Origin of the sequence: Pseudarthrobacter sp. NamE2 (assembly GCF_005796205.1) — a bacterium.
Lineage (GTDB): Bacteria > Actinomycetota > Actinomycetes > Actinomycetales > Micrococcaceae > Arthrobacter.
This window is the reverse complement of the sequence record NZ_VAHN01000002.1, coordinates 66,697-91,860: the sequence shown is the minus strand read 5'-3', so window position 1 is coordinate 91,860 and position 25,164 is coordinate 66,697. Positions and strand designations below refer to the sequence as shown.

19 protein-coding genes and 1 tRNA gene are annotated in these 25,164 nt (G+C 64.0%); 3 read left to right on the top strand and 17 right to left on the bottom strand.

Annotated elements, in window-relative coordinates:
* Positions 1 to 75 precede the first annotated feature (75 nt).
* From tuf to rpoB, 6 genes are all read right to left on the bottom strand, one after another.
* Complete coding sequence (gene tuf, locus FDW83_RS03310) at positions 76 to 1,266, bottom strand: elongation factor Tu (protein ID WP_009358310.1); 1,191 nt, start codon at positions 1,264 to 1,266, stop codon at positions 76 to 78.
* Positions 1,267 to 1,527: 261 nt separating this feature from the next.
* Positions 1,528 to 3,642, bottom strand: a complete 2,115-nt coding sequence (fusA, locus tag FDW83_RS03305) for an elongation factor G (RefSeq protein WP_138136187.1) — start codon at positions 3,640 to 3,642, stop codon at positions 1,528 to 1,530.
* Positions 3,643 to 3,711: 69 nt separating this feature from the next.
* Positions 3,712 to 4,182, bottom strand: coding sequence for a 30S ribosomal protein S7 (gene rpsG / locus FDW83_RS03300; RefSeq protein ID WP_003803829.1), 471 nt, complete (start codon positions 4,180 to 4,182; stop codon positions 3,712 to 3,714).
* A 1-nt stretch (position 4,183) separates the two neighbouring features.
* Positions 4,184 to 4,558, bottom strand: a complete 375-nt coding sequence (rpsL, locus tag FDW83_RS03295) for a 30S ribosomal protein S12 (protein ID WP_003803830.1) — start codon at positions 4,556 to 4,558, stop codon at positions 4,184 to 4,186.
* A 405-nt stretch (positions 4,559 to 4,963) separates the two neighbouring features.
* Entirely contained in the window at positions 4,964 to 8,863 is a 3,900-nt protein-coding gene (locus FDW83_RS03290; protein WP_138136186.1) for a DNA-directed RNA polymerase subunit beta', read from the bottom strand.
* Positions 8,864 to 9,003: 140 nt separating this feature from the next.
* Complete coding sequence (gene rpoB, locus FDW83_RS03285; RefSeq protein WP_138136185.1) at positions 9,004 to 12,513, bottom strand: DNA-directed RNA polymerase subunit beta; 3,510 nt, start codon at positions 12,511 to 12,513, stop codon at positions 9,004 to 9,006.
* Between the two features lie 466 nt (positions 12,514 to 12,979).
* On the opposite strand from rpoB, the gene FDW83_RS03280 reads away from it, so the two are divergent.
* Positions 12,980 to 14,179, top strand: coding sequence for an acetyl-CoA C-acetyltransferase (locus FDW83_RS03280; RefSeq protein ID WP_138136184.1), 1,200 nt, complete (start codon positions 12,980 to 12,982; stop codon positions 14,177 to 14,179).
* On the top strand, positions 14,179 to 14,676 hold the full coding sequence (locus FDW83_RS03275; RefSeq protein WP_138136183.1) for an aminoacyl-tRNA deacylase: 498 nt from the start codon (positions 14,179 to 14,181) through the stop codon (positions 14,674 to 14,676). Before FDW83_RS03280 ends, FDW83_RS03275 begins: the two co-directional genes overlap by 1 nt.
* A 114-nt stretch (positions 14,677 to 14,790) precedes the next feature.
* On the opposite strand, the gene rplL is transcribed toward FDW83_RS03275, so the two are convergent.
* From rplL to FDW83_RS03230, 9 genes are all read right to left on the bottom strand, one after another.
* Positions 14,791 to 15,168, bottom strand: coding sequence for a 50S ribosomal protein L7/L12 (gene rplL, locus FDW83_RS03270; protein ID WP_138136182.1), 378 nt, complete (start codon positions 15,166 to 15,168; stop codon positions 14,791 to 14,793).
* Between the two features lie 77 nt (positions 15,169 to 15,245).
* On the bottom strand, positions 15,246 to 15,827 hold the full coding sequence (gene rplJ, locus FDW83_RS03265) for a 50S ribosomal protein L10 (RefSeq protein WP_138136181.1): 582 nt from the start codon (positions 15,825 to 15,827) through the stop codon (positions 15,246 to 15,248).
* 293 nt (positions 15,828 to 16,120) lie between these two features.
* Positions 16,121 to 17,248: a GNAT family N-acetyltransferase gene (locus FDW83_RS03260; RefSeq protein ID WP_138136458.1), complete on the bottom strand. Its 1,128-nt coding sequence runs from the start codon at positions 17,246 to 17,248 to the stop codon at positions 16,121 to 16,123.
* Positions 17,245 to 18,417: a GNAT family N-acetyltransferase gene (locus tag FDW83_RS03255; RefSeq protein WP_138136180.1), complete on the bottom strand. Its 1,173-nt coding sequence runs from the start codon at positions 18,415 to 18,417 to the stop codon at positions 17,245 to 17,247. The genes FDW83_RS03260 and FDW83_RS03255 overlap by 4 nt, the downstream gene beginning before the upstream one ends.
* 110 nt (positions 18,418 to 18,527) lie before the next feature.
* Entirely contained in the window at positions 18,528 to 19,235 is a 708-nt protein-coding gene (rplA, locus tag FDW83_RS03250) for a 50S ribosomal protein L1 (RefSeq protein WP_138136179.1), read from the bottom strand.
* Positions 19,236 to 19,413: 178 nt separating this feature from the next.
* Positions 19,414 to 19,845: a 50S ribosomal protein L11 gene (rplK, locus tag FDW83_RS03245; RefSeq protein WP_003803853.1), complete on the bottom strand. Its 432-nt coding sequence runs from the start codon at positions 19,843 to 19,845 to the stop codon at positions 19,414 to 19,416.
* A 128-nt stretch (positions 19,846 to 19,973) separates the two neighbouring features.
* Positions 19,974 to 20,777 (bottom strand): transcription termination/antitermination protein NusG, encoded by an 804-nt coding sequence (gene nusG / locus FDW83_RS03240; RefSeq protein ID WP_138136178.1) that lies wholly within the window; start codon positions 20,775 to 20,777, stop codon positions 19,974 to 19,976.
* 113 nt (positions 20,778 to 20,890) lie between these two features.
* Positions 20,891 to 21,175, bottom strand: a complete 285-nt coding sequence (gene secE / locus FDW83_RS03235) for a preprotein translocase subunit SecE (protein ID WP_138136177.1) — start codon at positions 21,173 to 21,175, stop codon at positions 20,891 to 20,893.
* Positions 21,176 to 21,257: 82 nt separating this feature from the next.
* Positions 21,258 to 21,330: transfer RNA gene (locus FDW83_RS03230), tRNA-Trp, on the bottom strand.
* 275 nt (positions 21,331 to 21,605) lie between these two features.
* On the opposite strand from FDW83_RS03230, the gene FDW83_RS03225 reads away from it, so the two are divergent.
* Complete coding sequence (locus FDW83_RS03225; protein ID WP_138136176.1) at positions 21,606 to 22,823, top strand: pyridoxal phosphate-dependent aminotransferase; 1,218 nt, start codon at positions 21,606 to 21,608, stop codon at positions 22,821 to 22,823.
* 137 nt (positions 22,824 to 22,960) lie between these two features.
* Here the strand turns inward: FDW83_RS03225 and FDW83_RS03220 are convergent, their stop codons facing one another.
* Positions 22,961 to 23,644: a response regulator transcription factor gene (locus tag FDW83_RS03220; RefSeq protein ID WP_171027432.1), complete on the bottom strand. Its 684-nt coding sequence runs from the start codon at positions 23,642 to 23,644 to the stop codon at positions 22,961 to 22,963.
* On the bottom strand, positions 23,641 to 25,074 hold the full coding sequence (locus FDW83_RS03215) for an ATP-binding protein (RefSeq protein WP_138136175.1): 1,434 nt from the start codon (positions 25,072 to 25,074) through the stop codon (positions 23,641 to 23,643). Before FDW83_RS03215 ends, FDW83_RS03220 begins: the two co-directional genes overlap by 4 nt.
* Positions 25,075 to 25,164: the final 90 nt, after the last annotated feature.

Here is a 25,164-nt window from a genome sequence, read left to right as displayed (position 1 = left end):
GTATCAGGGACAAGTGAAACAAAAAGAACAGCCCCGCTGCTCATGCAGCGGGGCTGTTCTTCAGTTCAACAAGAATTACTTGATGATCTTGGTAACACGTCCCGAACCAACGGTGCGGCCGCCTTCGCGGATAGCGAAGCCGAGGCCTTCTTCCATAGCGATCGGCTGGATGAGCGCAACGGTCATCTCAGTGTTGTCGCCGGGCATAACCATTTCCGTGCCCTCGGGCAGGGTGATAACGCCGGTAACGTCCGTGGTACGGAAGTAGAACTGCGGGCGGTAGTTCGAGTAGAACGGGTTGTGGCGTCCGCCTTCGTCCTTGGAGAGGATGTAGACGTTTGCCTCGAAGTCGGTGTGCGGGGTGATGGAACCCGGCTTGACGACAACCTGGCCACGCTCGACATCGTCGCGCTTCAGGCCACGGAGCAGGAGGCCACAGTTCTCGCCGGCCCATGCTTCGTCGAGCTGCTTGTGGAACATCTCGATACCGGTAACGGTGGTCTTCTGGACCGGGCGGATGCCGACGATCTCGACCTCGGAGTTGATGGCGAGGGTACCACGCTCGGCGCGGCCCGTAACAACGGTGCCACGGCCGGTGATGGTGAAGACGTCTTCGATCGGCATCAGGAACGGCTTGTCGCGGTCACGAACGGGGTCCGGAACGGACTCGTCCACAGCAGCCATCAGGTCCTCAACGGACTTGACCCACTCGGGATCGCCTTCCAGTGCCTTCAGGCCGGAAACGCGGACAACCGGAGCGTCGTCGCCGTCGAAGCCCTGCGAGCTCAGGAGCTCACGAACTTCCATTTCGACGAGGTCGAGGAGTTCCTCGTCCTCAACCATGTCAGCCTTGTTCAGCGCGACCAGCAGGTAGGGAACACCAACCTGGCGGGCGAGCAGAACGTGCTCGCGGGTCTGAGCCATGGGGCCGTCGGTGGCAGCAACCACGAGGATTGCGCCGTCCATCTGGGCAGCACCGGTGATCATGTTCTTGATGTAGTCAGCGTGACCGGGGGCGTCAACGTGTGCGTAGTGACGCTTCTCGGTCTGGTACTCCACGTGGGAGATGTTGATGGTAATACCGCGCTGACGCTCTTCGGGAGCAGAGTCGATCGACGCGAAGTCGCGCTTCTCGTTGAGATCCGGGTACTTGTCGTACAGCACCTTGGAAATGGCGGCCGTCAGCGTCGTCTTACCGTGGTCAACGTGACCGATGGTGCCGATGTTGACGTGCGGCTTAGTCCGCTCGAACTTTGCCTTTGCCACAGGTTCCTCCTAGAACGTTTTCAAATGGCTTGCCCTCTAACCGCGCTTGTCGCGGCAGAAACTCAGGCAAGTCTATCTGGGGGCTTTGGGATTGGTGAAATTGCAGATTCAGGAACTAATACTAGTCCCTTGAGCCTGTTCGTGCAGATGGCCGAAGCCGGGCTGGCCGGACTGATCCGGCCGGCCCCGGCCACCTGCACCGGCTGCGCTTTCCGTTGCCGGCCCGCGCACCCGAGGTGTTCGCTTTGAAAGTCCGAAGGACTACTCGCCGCGGCTCTTCTGGATGATCTCGTCGGCAACTGCCTTCGGGACCTCGGCGTAGCTGTTGAACGTCATGGAGTAAACAGCACGACCCTGGGTCTTCGAGCGCAGGTCACCGATGTAGCCGAACATGCCGGACAGCGGGACGTGTGCACGGACAACCTTGACGCCTGCCGCATCCTCCATGGACTGCATCTGGCCACGACGGGAGTTAAGGTCACCGATAACGTCACCCATGTATTCCTCAGGGGTGCGGACCTCGACATCCATCAGCGGTTCAAGCAGGACAGGGTTCGCCTTCCTGGCGGCTTCCTTGAAAGCCATCCGGCCGGCGATCTTGAACGCCATTTCCGAGGAGTCGACATCGTGGTAGGCGCCATCGATCAGCGTTGCCTTGATGCCGACAACCGGGTAACCGGCCAGCACGCCGTCGTTCAGCGCGTCCTGGATACCGGCGTCAACCGACGGGATGTACTCGCGCGGAACGCGGCCACCGGTGACCTTGTTCTCGAACTCGTACAGCTCGCCCTCGGCCGTGTCGAGCGGCTCGATGGCGATCTGGACCTTTGCGAACTGGCCCGAACCACCGGTCTGCTTCTTGTGCGTGTAGTCGTGGCGCTCCACGGCACGCTTGATGGTTTCGCGGTAAGCGACCTGCGGCTTACCCACGTTGGCCTCGACCTTGAATTCGCGGCGCATGCGGTCCACCAGGATGTCCAGGTGGAGCTCGCCCATGCCGGCGATGATGGTCTGGCCGGTGTCTTCGTTGAGGGACACCTGGAAGGTGGGGTCCTCAGCGGAGAGCTTCTGGATAGCCGTGGACAGCTTTTCCTGGTCGCCCTTGGTGTTCGGCTCGATGGCCACGGAGATCACGGGCTCGGGGAAGCTCATGGACTCCAGGACGATCTGGTTGCTGGCGTCGCACAGGGTGTCACCGGTGGTGGTGTCCTTGAGGCCGATCGCTGCGTAGATGTGGCCGGCGGTTGCTGCCTCAACAGGCATTTCCTTGTTGGCGTGCATCTGGAACAGCTTGCCGATTCGCTCACGCTTGCCCTTGGTGGAGTTAACCACCTGGGCACCGGACTCGACGTGACCGGAGTACACGCGGATGAAGGTGAGCTGGCCGAAGAACGGGTGGGCCGCAATCTTGAACGCCAGGGCCGAGAACGGCTCGTCGGCGGAGGGCTTGCGGGTCAGTTCCTTGGCTTCGTCCTTCGGATCGTGGCCGATCATCGGAGGAACGTCAAGCGGGTTCGGCAGGTAGTCCACAACTGCATCGAGCATGGGCTGCACGCCGCGGTTCTTGAACGCGGAGCCACAGAACACCGGGTAGACCTCGGAGTTGATGGTCATCTTGCGGATGCCGGCCTTGAGCTCGTCGATGCTGAGCTCTTCGCCTTCGAGGTACTTCTCCATGAGCTCCTCGGAGGACTCTGCAACGGCCTCAACGAGCGCTGCGCGGTACTCTTCGGCCTTTGCCTGGAGGTCGGCCGGGATCTCCTGGATCTCGTACTTGGCACCCATGGTCACGTCGCCCTTGGCGTCGCCAGGCCATACGAGGGCACGCATGTAGAGCAGGTCCACGACGCCGATGAAGTCGTTCTCGGCACCGATGGGCAGCTGCATGACCAGCGGCTTGGCACCGAGGCGGCTGATGATGGTGTCTACGGTGAAGTAGAAATCAGCACCAAGCTTGTCCATCTTGTTGACGAAGCAGATACGCGGGACGTTGTACTTGTCGGCCTGGCGCCACACGGTCTCCGACTGCGGCTCAACGCCTTCCTTGCCATCGAAAACTGCGACAGCGCCGTCGAGGACGCGCAGGGAGCGCTCAACCTCAACGGTGAAGTCAACGTGGCCGGGAGTGTCGATAATGTTGATCTGGTTGTTTTCCCAGAAGCAGGTCACGGCGGCAGACGTGATGGTGATGCCGCGTTCCTTTTCCTGTTCCATCCAGTCAGTGGTCGAAGCGCCGTCGTGCGTTTCGCCGATCTTGTGGTTCACACCCGTGTAGAAAAGGATGCGCTCGGTTGTGGTGGTCTTGCCGGCATCGATGTGGGCCATGATGCCGATGTTGCGGACCTTGCTAAGGTCGGTAAGCACGTCCTGTGCCACGGGGTCTCCTTTTGGGATGGACTACACGTTCGCCGCCGGCTCTGCTGAGCCGGCGGCGTCCGGGGAGTATTACCAGCGGTAGTGTGCGAAGGCCTTGTTGGACTCGGCCATCTTGTGGGTGTCTTCGCGACGCTTCACAGCGGCACCGAGACCGTTGGAGGCATCCAGGATTTCGTTCTGGAGGCGCTCGGTCATGGTCTTCTCACGGCGGGCCTTGGAGTAGCCCACCAGCCACCGCAGGGCGAGTGCGGTGGAGCGGCCCGGCTTAACCTCAACCGGAACCTGGTATGTGGCGCCACCGACGCGGCGGGAGCGGACCTCGAGGGAAGGCTTGACGTTGTCCATGGCCTTCTTCAGGGCCGCAACGGGGTCGCCGCCGGACTTGGCGCGGGCGCCTTCGAGGGCACCGTAGACGATGCGCTCCGCCGTGGACTTCTTGCCGTCAACGAGCACCTTGTTGATGAGCTGGGTAACCAGCGGGGAACCGTAGACCGGATCCGAAACGAGCGGCCGCTTGGGGGCCGGACCCTTGCGAGGCATATTACTTCTTCTCCATCTTTGCGCCGTAGCGGCTGCGGGCCTGCTTACGGTTCTTCACGCCCTGGGTATCGAGGGCGCCACGGACGATCTTGTAGCGGACACCCGGGAGGTCCTTCACACGACCACCGCGAACGAGCACAATGGAGTGCTCCTGCAGGTTGTGGCCAACACCGGGGATGTAGGCGGTTACTTCAATGCCGCCGTTGAGGCGCACACGTGCCACCTTACGCAGAGCCGAGTTCGGCTTCTTGGGGGTGGTGGTGTAAACGCGGGTGCAAACACCGCGGCGCATCGGGCTGCCCTTAAGGGCGGGAGCCTTGGTCTTTGAGACCTTCGGCGTGCGGCCCTTGCGGACCAGCTGGTTAATCGTAGGCACTCTCGTGTTCTCCGTTTTATCCGGAGCAGCCGCTTCCGGCCGCTCTCTTGTTGCGTTGCCCCGCCGCCCGGGCCTTGGAGGAAACCCCAGGGCGGCGAAGGCGAAGCCTTAATAGTCGGATCACAAGCCAGTCGGGATAACGCGGAACGAAAAGTCCCTAGGCATGCGAAAATGTGGCATACGTTGCACAAGAACCCTGCAATCCGGAAACGTCGCTCTGGCCCAGCTGTTCAGCTGTAACCGGCGCACTCATCCACTGCCACAATAACAATTGGTAACAAGTCTAGCATGGACGGACTCCATGCCTTAATCGGGCCCCTACTCCCCCAAACTGGGTAAAGCGGGAAAGCCCCGCCTCCCCCTTGCCGAAAAGCAGGGTGAGGCGGGGCTGGCAAGAAGTCCGGTTTACCGGAAGTCGTTGCCCAGGTCGTAGTCATCCAGCGGGATGGCGTGGAACTCGGGAGCTCCCTCGCCGCCCAGGGTGTCGTACGAGAAGTCGCTGAACGCGCTGGGGCCGGTGAACAGGTTGGCCTTCGCTTCTTCAGTCGGCTCCACCGTGATCTCGGTGTAGCGCGGGAGGCCCGTGCCGGCCGGGATCAGCTTACCGATGATGACGTTCTCCTTGAGGCCCAGCAGCGGATCGCTCTTGCCTTCCATGGCCGCCTGCGTAAGGACGCGGGTGGTCTCCTGGAAGGAAGCTGCGGACAGCCAGGACTCGGTGGCCAGCGACGCCTTGGTGATACCCATGAGCTCGGGACGTCCGGAAGCCGGAGTCTTGCCCTCGGACACAACACGGCGGTTGGCGTCCTCGAACCGGGCGCGCTCTGCCAGCTCGCCGGGGAGCAGGTCGGAGTCACCGGACTCGATGACCGTGACGCGGCGCAGCATCTGGCGGACGATAACCTCGACGTGCTTGTCGTGGATACCGATGCCCTGGCTGCGGTACACGCCCTGGACCTCGTCCACCAGGAACTTCTGTGCAGCACGGGGACCCATGATGCGCAGCACCTGCTTGGGATCGACCGGACCGTTGATCAGCTTCTGGCCGACCGTGACGTGGTCGCCGTCTTCGATCAGCAGGCGTGAACGGCGCAGGACCGGGTAGGCGATCTCTTCGGTTCCGTCATCCGGGGTGATGACCAGGCGCATCTGGCGCTCGGACTCTTCGATGGTGATGCGTCCGGCTGCCTCGGCAATCGGGGCGACACCCTTCGGAGTACGGGCTTCGAAGAGCTCCTGGATACGGGGCAGACCCTGGGTGATGTCGTCGCCGCCGCCGGCGGAGACTGCACCACCGGTGTGGAACGTACGCATGGTCAGCTGGGTACCGGGCTCACCGATGGACTGTGCGGCAATGATGCCCACGGCCTCGCCGATGTCCACGGTCTTGCCGGTGGCCAGCGAACGGCCGTAGCACAGGGCGCAGGTGCCGACGCTGGACTCACAGGTGAGCACGGAGCGGACCTTGACCTCGGTGATGCCTGCCTTGAAGAGCTCGGCGATGACGACGTCGCCGCAGTCGGTGCCGGCGGCTGCGAGGACGTTGCCCTCGGAGTCCACGACGTCGACAGCCAGCGTACGTGCGTAGGCGCTGTTCTCCACGTTCTCGTCCAGCACCAGCTCACCGTTGGAGTCGGCGACGGCGATGGGCGTGACCAGGCCGCGCTCGGTACCGCAGTCCTCTTCGCGGACGATGACGTCCTGGGACACGTCCACCAGGCGTCGGGTCAGGTAACCCGAGTTGGCGGTACGCAGAGCGGTATCGGCGAGGCCCTTACGGGCGCCGTGCGTGGCGATGAAGTACTCCAGCACCGACAGGCCCTCACGGTAGGAGGACTTGATGGGGCGCGGGATGATCTCACCCTTCGGGTTGGCCACCAGGCCACGGATACCCGCGATCTGGCGGACCTGCATCCAGTTACCACGTGCGCCGGAGGACACCATGCGGTTGATCGTGTTCATCGGGGACAGGCTCTCGCGCATCACCGAGGCGATGTCGTTGGTGGCCTTGTTCCAGATCTCGATCAGTTCCTGGCGGCGCTCGTCGTCGTCGATCAGGCCCTTGTCGTACTGGCCCTGGATCTTGGCGGCGCGCTCCTCGTAACCGGCGAGGATCTCCGGCTTTGCAGCCGGCACCTCGATGTCAGAGATGGCAACGGTGACGCCCGAACGGGTGGCCCAGTAGAAGCCGGCGTCCTTCAGGTTGTCCAGTGTTGCGGCGGTGACAACCTTCGGGTAGCGCTCAGCGAGGTCGTTGACGATGCGGGACAGCTCGCCCTTGTCGGCAACAGTCTCAACCCACGGGTAGTCCTCGGGCAGGGTCTCGTTGAAGATGACCTGGCCCAGGGAGGTGGTGACCAGCGCGGGCTGGCCCGGCTCCCAGCCCTCGGGAGCTTTCCAGCCGGCGTACGGCACGAAGTTCTCGAGGCGGATCTGGACCTGCGAGTTCAGGTGCAGCTCGCGGGCGTCGAACGCCATGATGGCTTCCGCCACCGAACCGAAGACGCGGCCTTCGCCGGCTGAACCCTTGCGCTTGGTGGTCAAGTGGTAGAGGCCGATGATCATATCCTGCGAAGGCAGGGTGACCGGGCGTCCGTCGGAGGGCTTCAGGATGTTGTTCGAGGACAGCATCAGGATGCGGGCCTCAGCCTGGGCCTCGGGGCTCAGCGGCAGGTGCACTGCCATCTGGTCGCCGTCGAAGTCGGCGTTGAAGGCGCCACAGACCAGCGGGTGCAGCTGGATTGCCTTGCCTTCAACAAGCTGGGGCTCAAACGCCTGGATGCCCAGGCGGTGCAGGGTAGGTGCACGGTTGAGCAGCACCGGGTGTTCGGTGATGATCTCTTCGAGCACGTCCCACACCTGCGGACGGTAGCGCTCCACCATGCGCTTTGCCGACTTGATGTTCTGGGCATGGTTGAGGTCAACCAGGCGCTTCATCACGAACGGCTTGAAGAGCTCCAGCGCCATCTGCTTGGGCAGGCCGCACTGGTGCAGCTTCAGCTGCGGACCGACCACGATGACCGAACGGCCCGAGTAGTCGACGCGCTTGCCGAGGAGGTTCTGGCGGAAACGGCCCTGCTTGCCCTTGAGCATGTCGCTCAGGGACTTCAGCGGACGGTTGCCCGGCCCGGTGACCGGACGGCCGCGGCGGCCGTTGTCGAAGAGGCTGTCAACAGCTTCCTGAAGCATGCGCTTCTCGTTGTTGACGATGATCTCCGGAGCACCCAGGTCAAGCAGGCGCTTGAGGCGGTTGTTGCGGTTGATCACGCGGCGGTACAGGTCGTTGAGGTCGGAGGTCGCGAAGCGGCCACCGTCCAGCTGGACCATGGGGCGGAGTTCCGGCGGGATCACCGGGACGGCGTCGAGGACCATGCCAAGCGGGCTGTTGTTGGTGGTCAGGAATGCGTTGACCACCTTCAGGCGCTTGAGGGCGCGGGTCTTGCGCTGGCCCTTGCCGTTGGCGATGACGTCGCGCAGGGTGTCGGACTCGGCCTGCATGTCGAAGTTCTCAAGGCGCTTCTTGATGGCTTCGGCACCCATGGAGCCTTCGAAGTACATGCCGTAGCGGTCGCGCAACTCGCGGTACAGACCTTCGTCACCCTCAAGGTCGGCGACCTTCAGGTTCTTGAAGCGGTCCCAGACCTGCTCGAGGCGCTCGATGTCGGCGTCGGCGCGCTTGCGCACGTTCGCCATCTGGCGGTCCGCGGAGTCGCGTGCCTTCTTCTTGTCGGCAGCCTTGGCGCCTTCGGCCTCCAGTCGGGCAAGCTCGCCTTCCAGGTCGCGGGCGATCGCCGCGATATCGGAATCGCGGTTGTCGATCAGCTGCTTCTTCTCGATGTCGTGCTCAACCTGCAGGTTGGGCAGTTCCTCGTGGCGGGCGGCCTCGTCGACGCTGGTGATCATGTAGGCAGCGAAGTAAATGACCTTTTCGAGGTCCTTCGGAGCCAGGTCAAGGAGGTAGCCCAGGCGGGACGGGACACCCTTGAAGTACCAGATGTGCGTGACGGGTGCGGCCAGTTCGATGTGGCCCATGCGCTCACGGCGGACCTTGGCGCGGGTGACTTCGACGCCACAGCGCTCACAGATGATGCCCTTGAAGCGCACGCGCTTGTACTTGCCGCAGTAGCATTCCCAGTCGCGGGACGGGCCGAAGATCTTCTCGCAGAAGAGGCCGTCCTTCTCGGGCTTGAGCGTGCGGTAGTTGATGGTTTCCGGCTTCTTAACCTCGCCGTACGACCAGCCGCGGATGTCTTCCGCGGTGGCGAGGCCGATTTGCATGAGGCCGAAGGAGGATTCGCTGGACATTTGGTCCCTGTTCTCTCTTGTTCTCTAAATTCTGAAGTCTTTGGTTACGGGGTTTCGACAGGCTCAACCACCAGTCCCCCGCTTTCGCGGAGGAGGTGAGGTACGACGGCGGGTGGGCACCCGCCGTCGTACGCCCGCCGTTAAACCTCTTCTACGGAGCTGGGCTCTGCACGAGACAGATCGATGCCCAGTTCTTCCGCAGCCGTGAAGACTGCGTCATCAGAGTCACGCATTTCAATCGTGGTTCCGTCCGTGGAAAGCACTTCCACGTTCAGGCACAGCGACTGCATTTCCTTGATCAACACCTTGAAGGACTCGGGAACGCCCGGCTCCGGGATGTTCTCGCCCTTGACGATGGCCTCGTAGACCTTCACGCGGCCGTGGATGTCATCGGACTTGATGGTCAGGAGCTCCTGGAGGGTGTAGGCGGCGCCGTATGCTTCCAGCGCCCACACTTCCATTTCACCGAAGCGCTGGCCACCGAACTGTGCCTTACCACCCAGCGGCTGCTGCGTGATCATGGAGTACGGGCCGGTGGAGCGGGCGTGGATCTTGTCGTCCACCAGGTGGTGGAGCTTCAGGATGTACATGTAGCCCACGGAGATCGGATCCGGGAACGGCTCGCCGGAGCGGCCGTCGAACAGGCGCGTCTTGCCGGAGGAGTTGATCAGGCGCTCACCGTCGCGGGTCACGTTGGTGGAGTCGAGCAGGCCCGTGATTTCCTCTTCGCGGGCACCGTCGAACACCGGTGTGGCAACAGTGGTGGGGCCACTCTCGCGCGGCAGGTTGGGCAGCTGCTTGACCCACTCGGGCTCGCCTTCGATCTTCCAACCGGTCTTGGCCACCCAGCCGAGGTGCGTTTCGAGCACCTGGCCCACGTTCATGCGGCCCGGAACACCCAGCGGGTTCAGGACGATGTCAACGGGGGTGCCGTCGGCAAGGAAGGGCATGTCCTCGACCGGGAGGATCTTGGAGATAACACCCTTGTTGCCGTGGCGGCCGGCGAGCTTGTCGCCGTCGGTGATCTTGCGCTTGGCAGCGACGTAGACGCGGACCAGCTGGTTGACGCCCGGAGGCAGTTCGTCGTCGTTGTCGCGGTCGAAGACGCGCACGCCGATGACCGTGCCGGACTCGCCGTGGGGCACCTTCAGGGAGGTGTCACGCACTTCGCGGGACTTCTCGCCGAAGATGGCGCGCAGCAGGCGCTCTTCCGGGGTCAGTTCGGTTTCACCCTTCGGGGTGACCTTGCCGACCAGGATGTCGCCGGCCTCAACCTCGGCACCGATGTGGATGATGCCGCGCTCGTCCAGCCCTGCCAGGACTTCCTCGGACACGTTGGGGATATCACGGGTGATTTCCTCGGCACCGAGCTTGGTGTCGCGGGCATCGATCTCGTGCTCCTCGATGTGGATGGAGGACAGGACGTCCTCGGCCACGATGCGCTGCGAGAGGATGATGGCGTCCTCGAAGTTGTGGCCTTCCCAGGACATGAATGCCACCAGGAGGTTCTTGCCGAGGGCGAGTTCACCCTGGTCAGTTGCCGGGCCGTCGGCGATGATGCCGCCGACTTCCAGGCGCTGGCCTTCATTCACCAGGACACGGTGGTTGTAGCAGTTGCCCTGGTTGGAGCGGGCGAACTTGTTGATGCGGTAGTTGGTTTCCGTACCGTCGTCATTGAGCATGATGACGAGTTCGGCGGAGACCTCGGTTACCACACCGGCCTTCTTGGCGATGACGACGTCGCCAGCGTCCACGGCTGCGGCGCGCTCCATGCCGGTGCCCACGAACGGGGCCTCGGAACGGACCAGCGGCACGGCCTGGCGCTGCATGTTGGCACCCATGAGTGCGCGGTTGGCGTCGTCGTGCTCGAGGAACGGGATCAGGGCGGTAGCCACGGACACCATCTGGCGCGGGGAAACGTCCATGAACTCGACGTCCTCGGCCGGAACCAGGACGGGCTCGCCTCCACCACCGCGGGCACGGACCAGGACGGTCTCTTCAGCGAAGCGCTTGTTCTCGTCCAGCGGCGCGTTGGCCTGGGCGATCAGCACCTCGGCTTCGTCGTCTGCCGTGAGGTACTGGACCTCGTCGGAGACAACGCCGTCCTTGACCTTGCGGTAAGGGGTCTCGATGAAGCCGAACGGGTTGATGCGTCCGTAGGAGGCCAGCGAGCCGATCAGACCAATGTTCGGGCCTTCAGGGGTTTCGATGGGGCACATACGTCCGTAGTGGGACGGGTGCACGTCACGGACTTCCATGCCGGCGCGGTCACGGGAAAGACCGCCGGGGCCAAGGGCCGAGAGGCGGCGCTTGTGGGTCAGGCCCGAGAGCGGGTTGTTCTGGTCCATGAACTGCGACAGCTGGGAGGTTCCGAAGAACTCCTTGATGGCTGCCACGACCGGGCGGATGTTGATCAGGGTCTGCGGCGTGATGGCCTCGACGTCCTGGGTGGTCATACGCTCGCGGACCACGCGCTCCATGCGGGACAGGCCGGTGCGGACCTGGTTCTCGATGAGCTCGCCCACGGCGCGGATACGGCGGTTGCCGAAGTGGTCGATATCGTCGATTTCGACGCGGAGGTCCACTTCCTGGCCGTCGCGGACACCCTTGATGGTCTTCTCGCCGGCATGCAGCGCGACGAGGAACTTGATCATGGCGACGATGTCTTCAACGTGCAGGACCGAGGCTTCCTTGTCGCCAAGGAAGCGGTCGATGCCCAGCTTGCGGTTGATCTTGTAGCGGCCAACCTTGGCCAGATCGTAGCGCTTGGAGTTGAAGTACAGGTTGTCCAGCAGGGACTGGGCAGCCTCGACGGTGGGCGGCTCGCCCGGACGCAGCTTGCGGTAGATGTCCAGCAGGGCGTCTTCGCGGGTTTCGGTGGCGTCCTTCTCCAGCGTGGCGCGCATGGAGTCGTACTGGCCGAACTCTTCGAGGATCTGGCCTTCGGTCCAGCCGAGGGCCTTCAGCAGGACGGTGACGGACTGCTTGCGCTTGCGGTCGAGGCGGACACCGACCTGGTCGCGCTTGTCGATTTCGAGCTCGAACCAGGCACCGCGGGACGGGATGATCTTGGCGGTGAAGATGTCCTTGTCGCTGGTCTTGTCAGCGGCACGCTCGAAGTAGGCGCCCGGGGAACGGACCAGCTGCGAGACGACGACACGCTCGGTGCCGTTGACCACGAAGGTGCCCTTCTCGGTCATCAGCGGGAAGTCGCCCATGAACACGGTCTGCTGCTTTATTTCGCCCGTGTTGTTGTTCATGAACTCGGCCTTGACATACAGCGGAGCGGAATACGTGGCGTCCCGGTCCTTGCACTCGGCCATCGTGTACTTGGGGTCGGCGAACTCCGGGTCGGAGAAGCTCAGGGACATGGTGCCCTGGAAATCCTCGATCGGAGAGATTTCTTCGAAGATGTCCGAGAGGCCGGACGTGGTAGCGACGCTGAGATCGTTTTCTTCGACAGCCTTTGCTACGCGTGCCTGCCAGCGCTCATTGCCGACCAGCCAGTCGAAGCTGTCCGTCTGCAGGGCAAGCAGATTCGGAACGTCAAGAGGTTCGTGAATCTTTGCGAATGAGAGCCGGCGAGTGGCACCATCAGTGCTGTCGGCGGTGTTAGCGGTTTCGTTATTAGAGGTGCTCGAGGCGACCAAGAGGGATCCTTCCACAGACCTTCAGGCGTTTTCAGATCTCCCCCGCTGTGCACCCTGCGGAGATACTCCGCAGCGCTACCATCCGGTTCCGCTATATGACCCGGGACCTGTACCGGCTATGCTGTGACGTTGTTACGGCACGTTGATTGCCAGCTGCCAGGCGAAGCCCACCGCTATATGAAGGCTGAAGGTAAACAGGGAAGACGCAAATATCTACGATACGGCAAAACCGCCTACGTGTCTACCCCACATCCGCCCGGAATGCAAGCACCTGTTTTGACGCTGCCGGGTCCTGCAAAAGTTCCGCCGTGCGCCCTTCCTCCGCGCCGCCGTCGCGCTCCCCGCAATGATGACTGAACCTCCGCTGAGCAGGAATGCCTGCACAGGCTGGGACGTTTGAATAGTTAGGTGACCCGGGTCACGATACCCTTGGTGCCTACATCGGATCGGAGCGGAAGAGACAACCATGGGCAACTCTCCTGACAACAGCGACGTTGTTATCCTCGCAGCGGCGCGGACGCCGACAGGCCGCATCAACGGCCAGCTGGCGAGTTTCACAGCGGTGGACCTGGGCGCGCACGCCATCACGGCCGCGCTGGACGCCAGCGGTGTGGACGCGGCGGACGTCGAAGCGGTGATCATGGGCCAGGTGCTGCAGGCGGGCGCCGGCCAGAACCCGGCGCGGCAGAGCTCAATCGGCGCCGGTATCGGCTGGAATGTACCGGCGGTAACCGTCAATAAGGTGTGCCTGTCCGGCCTGACAGCGGTGATTGACGCTGCCCGGATGATCCGGGCAGGCGAGGCAAATGTGATAGTGGCCGGCGGCCAGGAGTCGATGACCCGCGCGCCCCACCTGCTCCCCGGCTCGCGGCAGGGCTGGACATACGGTTCCATCCAGGCGCTGGACGCCGCCGCCCAAGATGGACTGACCGACGCCTTCGACGGCCAGTCCATGGGCCTGTCCACCGAATCCCGGAACCTCACGCTGGGCATCGACCGGACGTCCCAGGACAACGTGGCGGCGCAGTCGCACCAGAGGGCTGCGCTGGCCGCCAAGAACGGAACGTTCGACGACGAGATCGTCCCCATCAGCGTGAAGCAGCGCAAGGGCGATCCGATCGTGGTGGACACTGATGAGGGCATCCGGCCCAACGCGTCCATAGAGTCGCTCGCGGGCCTCCGGGCGGCCTTCGTCACGGACGGCACCATCACCGCCGGTAACTCCTCTCCCCTGTCCGACGGAGCCGCGGCCCTGGTGCTGTCCTCCCGTGGCTACGCGGAGGAACACGGCCTGGAGTATCTCGCAGTGGTGGGAAAGCCCGGTCAGGTTGCCGGACCTGACAACTCCCTGCACTCGCAGCCCTCGAACGCCATCATGAACGCCTTGGGCAAGGCCGGCTGGACGGTGGCTGACCTCGACTTCGTTGAAATCAATGAAGCCTTCGGATCAGTGGCCGTCCAGTCCCTCAAGGACCTGGACTATCCGCTGGAGAAGTGCAACATCCACGGCGGGGCCATCGCCCTCGGACACCCGATCGGTGCCTCCGGTGCCCGGCTGGCAGCACACGCGGCCCACGAACTCAGGCGCCGCGGAACGGGCAAGGCTGCCGTGTCCCTGTGCGGAGGCGGCGGGCAGGGCGAGGCCCTCCTGCTGTACCGCGACTGATGGCGGGCGCAGCTGCGAACGGAACGGCCGGCGTCGGGCAGGAGCGTTTCCTGGCCGACGCCGCAGCCCGCGGCCTGCATGTCGAAGTGGTGGAAAGGCCCGCTGCCAGGAGCCTTGAGGAAGCGGCCGGCATCCTGGGCATCAGCCCCGCGGACGTCGTCAAGTCACTGGTGGTCAAGCACAAGGACGGGACGTTCCTGTTCGCCCTGATTCCCGGCGACCGGCAGATCTCCTGGCCGAAACTGCGGACCCTGGTGGGCGTCAACAAACTCTCGCTGCCGCCGCCGGAAGTGGCGCGGGAAGCGACCGGCTACGAACGCGGGACCATCACGCCGCTTGGAAGCAGCAACCCATGGCCCGTCTATGCGGATGCCACCATCACCGGCCGGCGGATCTCCATGGGCGCCGGAGCCCACGGCTACAGCGCCTTCGTGGACGCGGACGCCCTCACCGCCGCCCTCGACGCAGTGGTGGCGGACATCTCCGACCCAAACTAGCTCGCCAACTGTCATTTTGAGGCTCCAAAACGGCAGTTGCCGCTACCTACTTGGGCCGGGACGCAGAAAACCCCGCCCACCGGAGTGGACGGGGTTTTCCGAAAGAATGCGCTGTTACTTGAGGGTAACGGTAGCGCCTGCAGCCTCGAGCTGCTCCTTGGCCTTCTCGGCGGCTTCCTTGTTGGCACCTTCGAGGACAGCCTTGGGGGCACCGTCAACCAGGTCCTTGGCTTCCTTGAGGCCGAGGGAGGTGATGGCGCGAACTTCCTTGATGACTGCGATCTTCTTGTCACCGGCAGCTTCGAGGATGACATCGAAGTCGGTCTTCTCTTCAACCTCTTCAGCGGCACCGCCGGCAGCGGGGCCGGCAACTGCGACAGCAGCAGCGGTGACTTCGAAGGTCTCTTCGAAGAGCTTGACGAACTCGGAGAGCTCGATGATGGTCAGTTCCTTGAAAGCTTCAATGAGCTCTTCGTTGCTGAGCTTCGCCATGGTAGGCGTCCTTCCTGTTGTGGTGTCCGGCGGCACGGGGCCGGGGCGGACACCGGAGTCTTGTTGGGGAGAGAGAATTAGTTCTCTTCGGCTGCAGGTGCTTCGGCGGGAGCCTCGGCTTCGGCGGCGGGAGCTTCTTCAGCGGCAGGCGCTTCGGCAGCAGCCGGGGCACCGTTCTCTTCTTCAAGCTTGAGGCGCAGTGCGTCAATGATGCGTGCAGCTGCGGCGGCGGGTGCCTTGAGGACGCCTGCAACCTTGGCGAGCTGCAGCTCGCGGGACTCGAGCGCTGCCAGTGCGGCAACCTCGCTGGCGTCCAGTGCCTTGCCCTCGAAGTAACCGGTCTTGATGACCAGCTGCTTGTTGGCCTTGGCAAAATCCGTCAGGCTCTTGGCAGCGGCAACTGCGTCACCCTTGATGAACGCGATGGCAGTGGGGCCGGCAAGCTGGCCGTCGAATGCTTCGACGCCGGCTTCCTTGGCTGCAATGGCGGTCAGGGTGTTCTTAACGACCGCGAACTTGGTGTCCTGGCCGAGAGAAACACGCAGCTGCTTGAGCTGTGCAACGGTGAGCCCGCGGTATTCGGTCAGGACAGCGGCGTTCGATTCGTTGAAATCGTTAGTGATCTCAGCTACTGCTGAAACCTTGGTAGGCGTTGCCATAACCCTCCTTCCGGGGATAGTGCCGGTATTCGACGGCCCCCGCTCTGGTGAGCTAAAACTAAAAACGCCCCGCGCAGATGCACGGGGCTTGGCTCAACACGGTTATCCATGGAGCTTTGCTTCGTTCACCTGCGCCGGCCGCCCTATGTCAGGGTCCTTCGTCAAGAAAGCCACTGGGCCTCCCGCGCGCAACCACAGAGGTGGGCTGTGTTCGAAAGAGTGGATTTCCATTAACCGACGGTCTTTGGTCATCCCAGTCTACGGGAGGGCCCCGCACTCCACCAAATCGTGCTTCAGCCGCTGCTCCGCGTATGCAGCTTGGGCAGCTCTTTCTGCCAGATCCCTGTGACGCCTGCCGTGCGGAAACCCAATTGCTGGTTGACCGTCAGCAGGTACCGGTTTTCCGGGGCGTTCCAGGTGTAGATCACGCGTGCATCGGGGAACTGTTCGGAGAGCCGTTCCATGTTGGCCACCTTGATCAGCAACCCCAGTTTGTTGCCGCGGTGCTCCTGCAGGACCAGGGTGTCGTCCTGGAAGACGACGTCCGCCCGGTGGGCCAGGACCGTGATGGTGGTCAGTCCCACCAGGGTGCCCGAGGCGAGATGCTCTACGGCGGTGACAACCGTCCGCCTGCCTTGCGCAATGGCGACGTCCTCGGCTTCCCGGAGGATGCCGCCGTCGAACACCATGTCCTGCTCCACCGGCACGTCCAGGGAAGGATCGACGTCGGCGCCCGCCTGGTTCTCGAGGGTGGCGACAGCCTCCAGCCAGCGGTCGGGGCAGCGGTCGGTCCAGTGGTGCAGCCGGTACCGGCCGTTGTTGGCCTCCTCCGCCTCGGCCTGCAGGTCGGCTACCAGCTTGGAGTCCAGCGGCAAGGAGCAGGCGCTGAACTGCTCGATGTGCTGGAGGGTGTAACCCGTCTTTTGCGCGAACTCCACCTCGCGGCTTTCCAGTGGCACGAACCCCTGCCCCGAACCTGGCACCAGCTGGGCCTTTTCAAACTCGTGAAGCGACGCGCCGGGATGGTTGGTGTCCACCAGGATCATGGTGCGGCCTTCAGCGCGGGCAAGGTGCTCGGCGGCCTCCAGCAGCCGCCGTCCGACGCCCTGGCGCTGGAACTCGGGCAGGATGTCCAGCGTGAACTCTGCAAGGTCAAGGTGGTCCGTCATGGGCAGCGCGATGTCCACGGTGCCGACGATCTCGCCGTCCACCTTGGCCACCAAAATGAGCTGCCGCTCATAAGGGTCCTCGAACTCAAGCAGCTTCTCCAGCGGCCCGTAGGCGAGGTCGTCACTCCCCCACGTTTGCATCCTGACCTTACGCCCCACCTCGACGGCGGCCAGGAAGTCGGCTGCGTCCGGCGCGTCCAGGGAGTCGGGAATCCATAGCTGCTCGATCTTCACGTCCATTTCGGGCATCATCCCAGCCGTTTCTGCCACTCACCCTCATAGCCTGCGGGTTTGAATCCAAGCGCGGTATTAATCGCCAGCATATGCTGGTTTTCGCTCGCGTTCCACGTCAATATCGAACGCGCCACCGGCCACCGGGCCTGGGCACGCCGCAGGTTGGCCAGCTTAATGAGCATGCCAAGGCGGTGTCCGCGGTGCTCCCCCGTTACCAGGGTGTCCTGCTGGGCGATCGACGCGGGAACCGCCGGGCGCCAGTTCAGGACGGTATAGCCAACCAGTTCGCGGGTGTCCCTGTGCAGGGCCGCGGCCACCACGGACTGTACTCCGCTGCGGACCATCACCTGCTCCTCCTGCCGCACCCGCGCTGGATCCCAGGCTTCCCGTTCCCAGTCGAGCCCTGCCGTGGGAACGTCTTCGCTCATGCGGGCCTTTAGTTCCGCATAGCCTGCCACCAGGTCCGCGGGACATTCCTCGTCCCAGCCAATCAACTCGTAATCTCCCGCCTTCGCCAGCGCATCCGCTTCCAGCCCGGCCAGCAGGTCCGGCGGGACCGGAAGGGCCAGCATGCTGGAACGTTCCACCTGCTCCAGCTCGTATCCGGCGGCCATGGCAAAAGCCGTTGCCAGGTCGTTGAGCGGGAGCCCGCCTGCGCCGGACTTGGCGGGAACCATGACGGAGCCCGGCTGCACGAGTGCGAGCGGCACCTCGTGATACGCATCGAGGGACGTGCGGCCGCGGCCCCGGGCGAGGGACTCTGCATGTTCCAGGAGTGCGCGGCCGTATCCCCTGCGGCGGCACGGCGGGTCAACCAGGACATCGATGCCGGCCGTTGCGGTGTTTTCCCTCAGGGGCAGGGTGACCGAGCACAGCCCCACGGGCTGCCCGTTGAGCCTGGCGAGGAACAGGTGCCGTTCTTCGTAGCCGGTGCCCCGCCAGTATTCGAGCGCCTCAGCCAGGGTAAGGCACCGGTCCAGGTTGCCCCAGAGTGCGAGTTCGTGTTCCTCGCGCATGGCCTGGCAGGCGGCAAAGTCCGGAACTGGCACGACGGCGGCAGGCGGGGTTCCGGTGCCAGGCACGGGTTCGCCATGCCTTGGCTCTGCCGGGGGAACGGCGACGCGGGTAATTGCCAGGGCGCCAGGCGCGGGAGCACCTGATGGTTGAAGGGGCTCCTTGTCGGCCATTTCCCCAGCTTAGGCAGAGGCTGAAACCAAGTTAAGCAAAAACCGCCCGGCACGGGGCCGGGCGGTTTTCAGCTGCCCCGGATCACTCCGGGACGGGGCTTCAAGAGGACTTACGCCTCGATGAGCACCTTGGTGACGTTGGGGTCAACCGAGATGCCGGGACCGAAGGTGGTGGCAACGGTTGCCTTCTGGATGTAGCGGCCCTTGGCAGCGGAAGGCTTCAGGCGAAGAACCTCTTCCAGTGCGGCTGCGTAGTTCTCGGCCAGCTTGGCGGCGTCGAACGAAACCTTGCCGATGATGAAGTGCAGGTTGGAGTGCTTGTCGACGCGGAAGTCGATCTTTCCACCCTTGATGTCGTTGACGGCCTTGGTGACGTCGGGGGTCACGGTGCCCGTCTTCGGGTTCGGCATAAGGTTGCGGGGGCCCAGGACCTTACCGAGGCGGCCAACCTTGCCCATGAGGTCAGGGGTGGCGACGGCGGCGTCGAAGTCGGTCCAGCCGCCGGCGATCTTCTCGATCAAGTCATCGGAACCAACAAAGTCGGCGCCGGCAGCGAGTGCTGCTTCAGCCTTGTCACCCGTGGCGAAAACCAGGACGCGGGCGGTCTTACCGGTGCCGTGGGGCAGGTTGACGGTGCCGCGGACCATCTGGTCAGCCTTGCGGGGGTCGACGCCGAGGCGGAAGGCAACCTCAACGGTGGCGTCGAACTTGGACGGGTTGGTGTCCTTGGCGAGCGTTACTGCCTCGAACGGGGCGTAGAACTTGCCCGTCTCGATCTTGGCGGCTGCTGCCTCATATGCTTTGCTGCGCTTTGCCATGCTGCTTATTTCTCCTTGTGCAGTTGTGGTCTGCGGACCGCGCTGGGCCCTGCCACAGTCGGGGTCCCGGTCTCGTTATGCGGCCCGGTGCCCGACATTTCAATTTTCTGTAGTACCGGTTTCCCGGCGGTGCCGCCCGTCGTCGCCATGCATCCGACTCCGGAAGGCTGCGGGGGTGTTAGCCCTCGACGGTGATGCCCATGGAGCGGGCGGTGCCGGCGATGATCTTGGCTGCGCCTTCCAGGCTGGTGGCGTTGAGGTCTTCCATCTTGGTGGAGGCGATCTCGTTGACCTGGGCCTGGGTCAGCTTTGCAACCTTGACGGTGTGCGGGGTGGCCGAACCCTTGGCGACGCCTGCAGCCTTCTTGATGAGCTCTGCAGCCGGCGGGGTCTTGGTGATGAACGTGAAGGAGCGGTCCTCGTAGACCGTGATTTCCACGGGGATGACGTTTCCGCGCTGGGCTTCCGTCGCAGCGTTGTACGCCTTGCAGAATTCCATGATGTTGACACCGTGCTGGCCAAGCGCAGGACCGATCGGCGGAGCCGGGTTAGCGGCACCTGCCTGGATCTGCAGCTTGATGAGGCCGGTGACCTTCTTCTTGGGAGCCAATGTAGGGTCCTTCTCTCAATAACGTCCTGGGACACAGGAGCGTGCCTCAGGTTTTTGGCCGCCATGGCAAGGCGGCCGGCCGTTCCGGCACCGCTAAGCGGGCGGCACCGGGACGAAATTTAGGGTTGTCAGATCTTGGTGACCTGGTTGAACGCCAGGGTAACCGGCGTCTCGCGTTCGAAGATGGAAACCAAAACCACGAGGGTCTGGGACTCGGGCTTGATCTCGGAGATCGTGGCCGGAAGGGTTTCGAACGGGCCTTCCTTGACGATGACGGACTCTCCGACCTCGAAGTCGACAGCCACGGGAGCCTGGTTCTGCTTGTTGACCGGCTTGCCCTTCTCGGCCTGCTCCTCTTCGAAGACCGGGGCCAGCATGGAGAAGACCTCGTCCAGGCGCAGCGGCACGGGGTTGTGGGCGTTGCCCACGAAGCCGGTCACGCCCGGGGTGTGGCGGACCGCGCCCCAGGAGGCGTCGGTCAGGTCCATGCGGACAAGGACGTAGCCGGGGATGCGGACGCGGTTGATGATCTTGCGCTGGGCGTTCTTGATCTCAACCACTTCTTCCATGGGCACCTGGATTTCGAAGATGTAATCTTCCATGTCCAGGGTCTGGATGCGGGTTTCGAGGTTGGCCTTCACGCGGTTTTCGTAGCCGGCGTAGGAGTGGATGACGTACCAGTCACCTTCCTGGCGGCGCAGCTTGGCCTTGAATTCCTCGGCGGGATCGGCAGCCGTGGCGGCGGCGGCAGCGGCGAGGGCATCATCGGACTGATCGTCGCCGGCGTCCCCTTCAGCAGCTGCGGCGTCGGAGAAGGCGTCCCCGGATTCGGGCGCGGAGGACTCAACCCCAGACTCGTCGCCGGCTTCTGCCGTGATGTCCGCGGACTCTTCCAGCTCAGTCTCGGTTACCCCGAGCTCCTGCTCAGACACTTGGTCTCCTGCTTCCTCATTGCCTAACATGCCTATTTAAATGGCGCAATTCCGCACACCGGCGCTTGCCTCCGGTTTCCCGGGGAAGCGCGCAGCCTGCGGACCGTGCAGCCTTAGCTGTCCGTGGAGCCGGTACCGCCGAAGATCCAGCCGACAGCGGTTCCGAAACCGATATCCAGCAGGCTGACGATGACCATCATGATGGCCACGAACACCAGCACCACGATCGTGTAATTGATCAGTTCCTTGCGGGTTGGTGCAACAACCTTCTTCAGTTCGCCGATGATTTGGCGGATGAAGAGCGCAATGCGGGCGAAGATGCTTGCCTTGGCGTCCTTCTTAGCTGGGCGGCCCTTGGAGCTGCTGGCAGCTGTTTCGGTCACCTGGTCCTCGCTCATCTTTGCAATGCTGGATTACCCGGCTCTGATCAGAACCATGGTTGCTGCGCTTGCCCCGGATTTGTGCCCGGGACAGCTTGCGCAGGGCAGACAGGACTCGAACCTGCAACCTGCGGTTTTGGAGACCGCTGCGCTACCAATTGCGCCACTACCCTATGGAGTGAATGTCCTCGGAGGACGAACCGCCAGCTGGAACTGGGGCGCACGCCATCATCCGTGTTTTCAACACCGGTGAACCAGTCTACGGCAACATCTTCGCGTTCGTAAAACCAGCCCGTTTCCGGCCCCTTCCGCTGCGCCGTCCGCCGTGTCTGCCGGGGCATTCACATTTCAAGACAGGCACCCCGGAGGGTCCGGTGAACAGCATAGAGTAGAACTCGTCGAATCCCACATTCCAGCCTCACGGCTGCAAGCGAAGAACGGACCTGCCATGTCTGCCGCCCGCGTTTCCCAGCGCATTTCCGCTATTGCCGAATCCGCAACCCTTGCCGTTGACGCCAAGGCGAAGGCGCTCAAGGCAGCTGGCCGGCCGGTTATTGGCTTCGGCGCAGGCGAACCGGACTTCCCCACCCCGGACTACATTGTCCAGGCGGCCATCGACGCCGCCAGCCAGCCCAAGTACCACCGCTACTCTCCCGCCGGCGGGCTGCCCGAACTGAAGAAGGCCATTGCCGAGAAGACGCTCCGGGACTCGGGCTACGCCGTCGATCCTTCCCAGGTGCTGGTGACCAACGGCGGCAAGCAGGCCGTGTACAACACCTTCGCCACCCTGGTGGACCCGGGCGATGAAGTCATCGTCCCCACCCCGTTCTGGACCACGTACCCGGAGGCGATCCGGCTGGCCGGCGGCGTGCCGGTTGAGGTGTTCGCCGGCCCGGAACAGGACTACCTGGTGACGGTCGACCAGCTCGAAGCAGCCGTCACGGACCGGACGAAGATCCTGCTGTTCGTCTCGCCGTCGAATCCCACGGGCTCCGTGTACCCGCCGGAGCAGGTTGCGGAGATCGGCAAGTGGGCCGCGGCCAAGGGCCTGTGGGTGGTTACCGACGAGATCTACGAGCACCTGACCTACGACGGCGTTTCCTTCACCTCCATTGCCACCGCCGCCCCTGAACTGGGCGACAAGGTGGTCATCCTCAACGGCGTAGCCAAGACCTACGCGATGACCGGCTGGCGCGTGGGCTGGATGATCGGCCCGGCCGACGTCATCAAGGCCGCCACCAACCTGCAATCGCACGCCACTTCCAACGTCTCCAACATCCCCCAGATCGCTGCCCTTGCCGCCGTCTCCGGACCGCTGACCGCCGTCGACGAGATGAAGGTGGCCTTTGACCGCCGCCGAAAGGCCATCGTCGCCGGCCTGAACGCGATCGAGGGCGTGGAATGCCCGACGCCGAAGGGCGCCTTTTACGTCTACGCGGACGTCCGCGGGCTGCTGGGCAAGGAGTTCCCGACGGCGACCGGTACCGCCACGCCGCAGACCTCCGCCGAACTGGCCTCGCTGATCCTTGACGAGGTTGAGGTGGCAGTGGTCCCCGGCGAGGCGTTCGGCCCGTCCGGCTACCTGCGCCTGTCCTACGCCCTCGGCGACGAGGACCTGGCCACCGGCGTGCAGCGCCTGCAGGACTTCCTCGGCAAGGCCCAGTAGGACACTCTCCCACTTCCTGCACAAAAGCCGTAAGCGCTCTCTCACTTCCTTTAGGGAAGTGAGAGAGCGCTGCGTTTTATGGTGCATCGAGTGCGAGAGCGTTTGGGAATAGGCTGCAGGAAAGGAGAGAGCGTCGGTTAGAGGAGGCGGCGTTCGGCGGCCCACTTGGTGAGTTCGTGGCGGCTGGAGAGCTGCAGCTTCCGCAGGACGGCCGAGACATGGGTTTCCACCGTTTTGATGCTGATGAACAGCTCTTTGGCCACTTCCTTGTAGCTGTAGCCGCGGGCGATCAGGCGCATGACTTCCAGTTCCCGTGCCGAGAGCTTGTCCAGTTCGTCGTCGGCGATGTCCGCCGGGGCTGTGCCAAAGGCGTCCAGGACGAACCCTGCCAGCCGCGGCGAGAATACAGCATCGCCACCGGCCACACGGAACACGGCGTCGGTGATCTCTGCACCGGAAATTGTCTTGGTTACATACCCGCGGGCACCGGCGCGGATTACCGCCACCACGTCTTCCGCGGCATCCGACACGCTCAAGGCAAGGAACCGGGTGGAGCCCAGCAGCGCGGCGGACCCTGCGATGACTTCGCGTCCGCCGCCGCCCAGGCCGCCGGGAAGGTGCACGTCCAAAAGCACGACGTCGGGGCGCTGCTCCGCGATGACGGCAACAGCCTGTTCCACTGTGGCAGCTTCGCCCACCACGTGGATGCTGGGGCCGAGGTCGGCTTTAAGGCCGGAGCGGAAGATGGCATGGTCGTCCACAATGACCACGCGGACAGGGTTCGCGGGGCGGGGGTCGGCGGTCCCTTGGGTCAGGTTCATGGTTTTCCTTCCGCAGCATCAGTGCCCGCGGACTGCAGCCGCAGCCGGACTTCCGTGCCGGTGCCTGTGTTGAGGATGGCGGCGGTGCCGCCGTGCCGTTTCATTCGGCCGATGATGGACTCGCGGACGCCGAGCCGGTCCTCCGGCACGTCTGAGAGCTCAAAACCAGGCCCCCTGTCCTTGATGAAGATCTCCGCCTGCGCCTCGGAGGCCTCCAGGTAGACCGAGACTGTGCCGCCCCCGTGCCGGGAGGCGTTGAACATGGCTTCGCGGCTGGCCTGCACCATGGCCTCGTGGGCCTCGGTCATGGCGGCGTCCCCCACGCTGACAACCTCGACGGCGTTGCCCAGCAGGTCTTCCACCTCGGCTGCCGCCGCCTTGATCCGGTCCGAAAGCTGGCCCGCTTCCCGGCCCGGGTCCTGGAACAGCCAGCCGCGGAGTTCGCGCTCCTGCGCCCGTGCCAGCCGGACGACGTCGTGCTCGTTGCCTGCGCGGCGCTGGATCAGGGCGAGCGTCTGCAGGACCGAATCGTGGAGGTGGGCGGCGATCTCCGCCCGCTCCATCTCCCGGATGCGGCCGGCCCGCTCGGACTCCAGGTCCCGCCAGAACTTCAGCGCCCACGGAAGCAGGACGAGCACCACCCCGCCCAGGACAGCCACCGAGGACAGCAGAGCAAGCCAGGTCTGCTCCCAGGAGCCGGAGCCGGACACCATCACCAGCACGCCTGCCACCACCAGCGCCAGGCCTGCGGCCAGCCGGGCCCAGCCCCCGGCCTGGTCAGCCTTGGTCTTGTCCACCAGGCCCGCGCGCCGGGTCTCGTCCAGCTGCATCCAGGCGATGGAGGCACCGCCCAGCACCGCCGCGGCGGGGATCAGGGTTCCGAGCGGAACGTCCACGCCCAGCATCTGCGCGATCATGATTCCGGCCACCAGCAGCAGGCCGCAGCCGAGCAGTATTTCCTTGCCATACTTCATGCTGCGGAAACGGAACCAGGGCGTTGCCTCGGGCTGGCCCGCATCCGCCGTGCTGCTTCCGGAAGCTCCGCGCAAAGGCGAGGCACCAGCTGCAGATGGAGGGCCGGGCAGAGGGGCGGCGGTCATGTCCGCGGCTGCGGCGCCCTGGGCTTGTACAGCAGGACTCGCGATACCCGGGGCAAAGGCCCCGGGGCCGGACGGCTGGCTCACGGCAGGCGCAATGGGCGACGCCGGGCGGCGGGCGTTGCGCCGGGCGGCCTCATCGGCGGTGGGAACCATGATCCACAGCCAGGCATAAAATACCAGGCCCGCACCACCGGCAAGGGTTGCAAGCGCCATGCCAACCCGCACATTCTTGACCGGCCAGCCCAGGTGGACCGCCAGGCCGGAGCACACGCCGGCGATGACGCGGTCGCTGCTGCGGGCCAGCGGCGGTCTTACGGGGATGGTGGCCATGGAACAATCCAAGCACGGATCAGGGTTTACCGGACCGCTTTCCGGCATCAACCGGGGGCGACTCAGGGACCGGTCAGGGTATCCCCCAGT

What these genes read in the sequence shown, in the direction of transcription:
- rplL (WP_138136182.1), bottom strand. Translation starts at nt 15,168, where the DNA reads ATGGCGAAGCTCAGCAACGAAGAGCTCATTGAAGCTTTCAAGGAACTG.
- FDW83_RS03220 (WP_171027432.1), bottom strand. Translation starts at nt 23,644, where the DNA reads ATGAACCTGACCCAAGGGACCGCCGACCCCCGCCCCGCGAACCCTGTC.
- rplJ (WP_138136181.1), bottom strand. Translation starts at nt 15,827, where the DNA reads ATGGCAACGCCTACCAAGGTTTCAGCAGTAGCTGAGATCACTAACGAT.
- FDW83_RS03225 (WP_138136176.1), top strand. Translation starts at nt 21,606, where the DNA reads ATGTCTGCCGCCCGCGTTTCCCAGCGCATTTCCGCTATTGCCGAATCC.
- secE (WP_138136177.1), bottom strand. Translation starts at nt 21,175, where the DNA reads ATGAGCGAGGACCAGGTGACCGAAACAGCTGCCAGCAGCTCCAAGGGC.
- FDW83_RS03215 (WP_138136175.1), bottom strand. Translation starts at nt 25,074, where the DNA reads ATGGCCACCATCCCCGTAAGACCGCCGCTGGCCCGCAGCAGCGACCGC.
- FDW83_RS03290 (WP_138136186.1), bottom strand. Translation starts at nt 8,863, where the DNA reads ATGTCCAGCGAATCCTCCTTCGGCCTCATGCAAATCGGCCTCGCCACC.
- rpsG (WP_003803829.1), bottom strand. Translation starts at nt 4,182, where the DNA reads ATGCCTCGCAAGGGTCCGGCCCCCAAGCGGCCGCTCGTTTCGGATCCG.
- FDW83_RS03260 (WP_138136458.1), bottom strand. Translation starts at nt 17,248, where the DNA reads ATGATGCCCGAAATGGACGTGAAGATCGAGCAGCTATGGATTCCCGAC.
- FDW83_RS03275 (WP_138136183.1), top strand. Translation starts at nt 14,179, where the DNA reads ATGGCGGGCGCAGCTGCGAACGGAACGGCCGGCGTCGGGCAGGAGCGT.
- FDW83_RS03255 (WP_138136180.1), bottom strand. Translation starts at nt 18,417, where the DNA reads ATGGCCGACAAGGAGCCCCTTCAACCATCAGGTGCTCCCGCGCCTGGC.
- rplA (WP_138136179.1), bottom strand. Translation starts at nt 19,235, where the DNA reads ATGGCAAAGCGCAGCAAAGCATATGAGGCAGCAGCCGCCAAGATCGAG.
- FDW83_RS03280 (WP_138136184.1), top strand. Translation starts at nt 12,980, where the DNA reads ATGGGCAACTCTCCTGACAACAGCGACGTTGTTATCCTCGCAGCGGCG.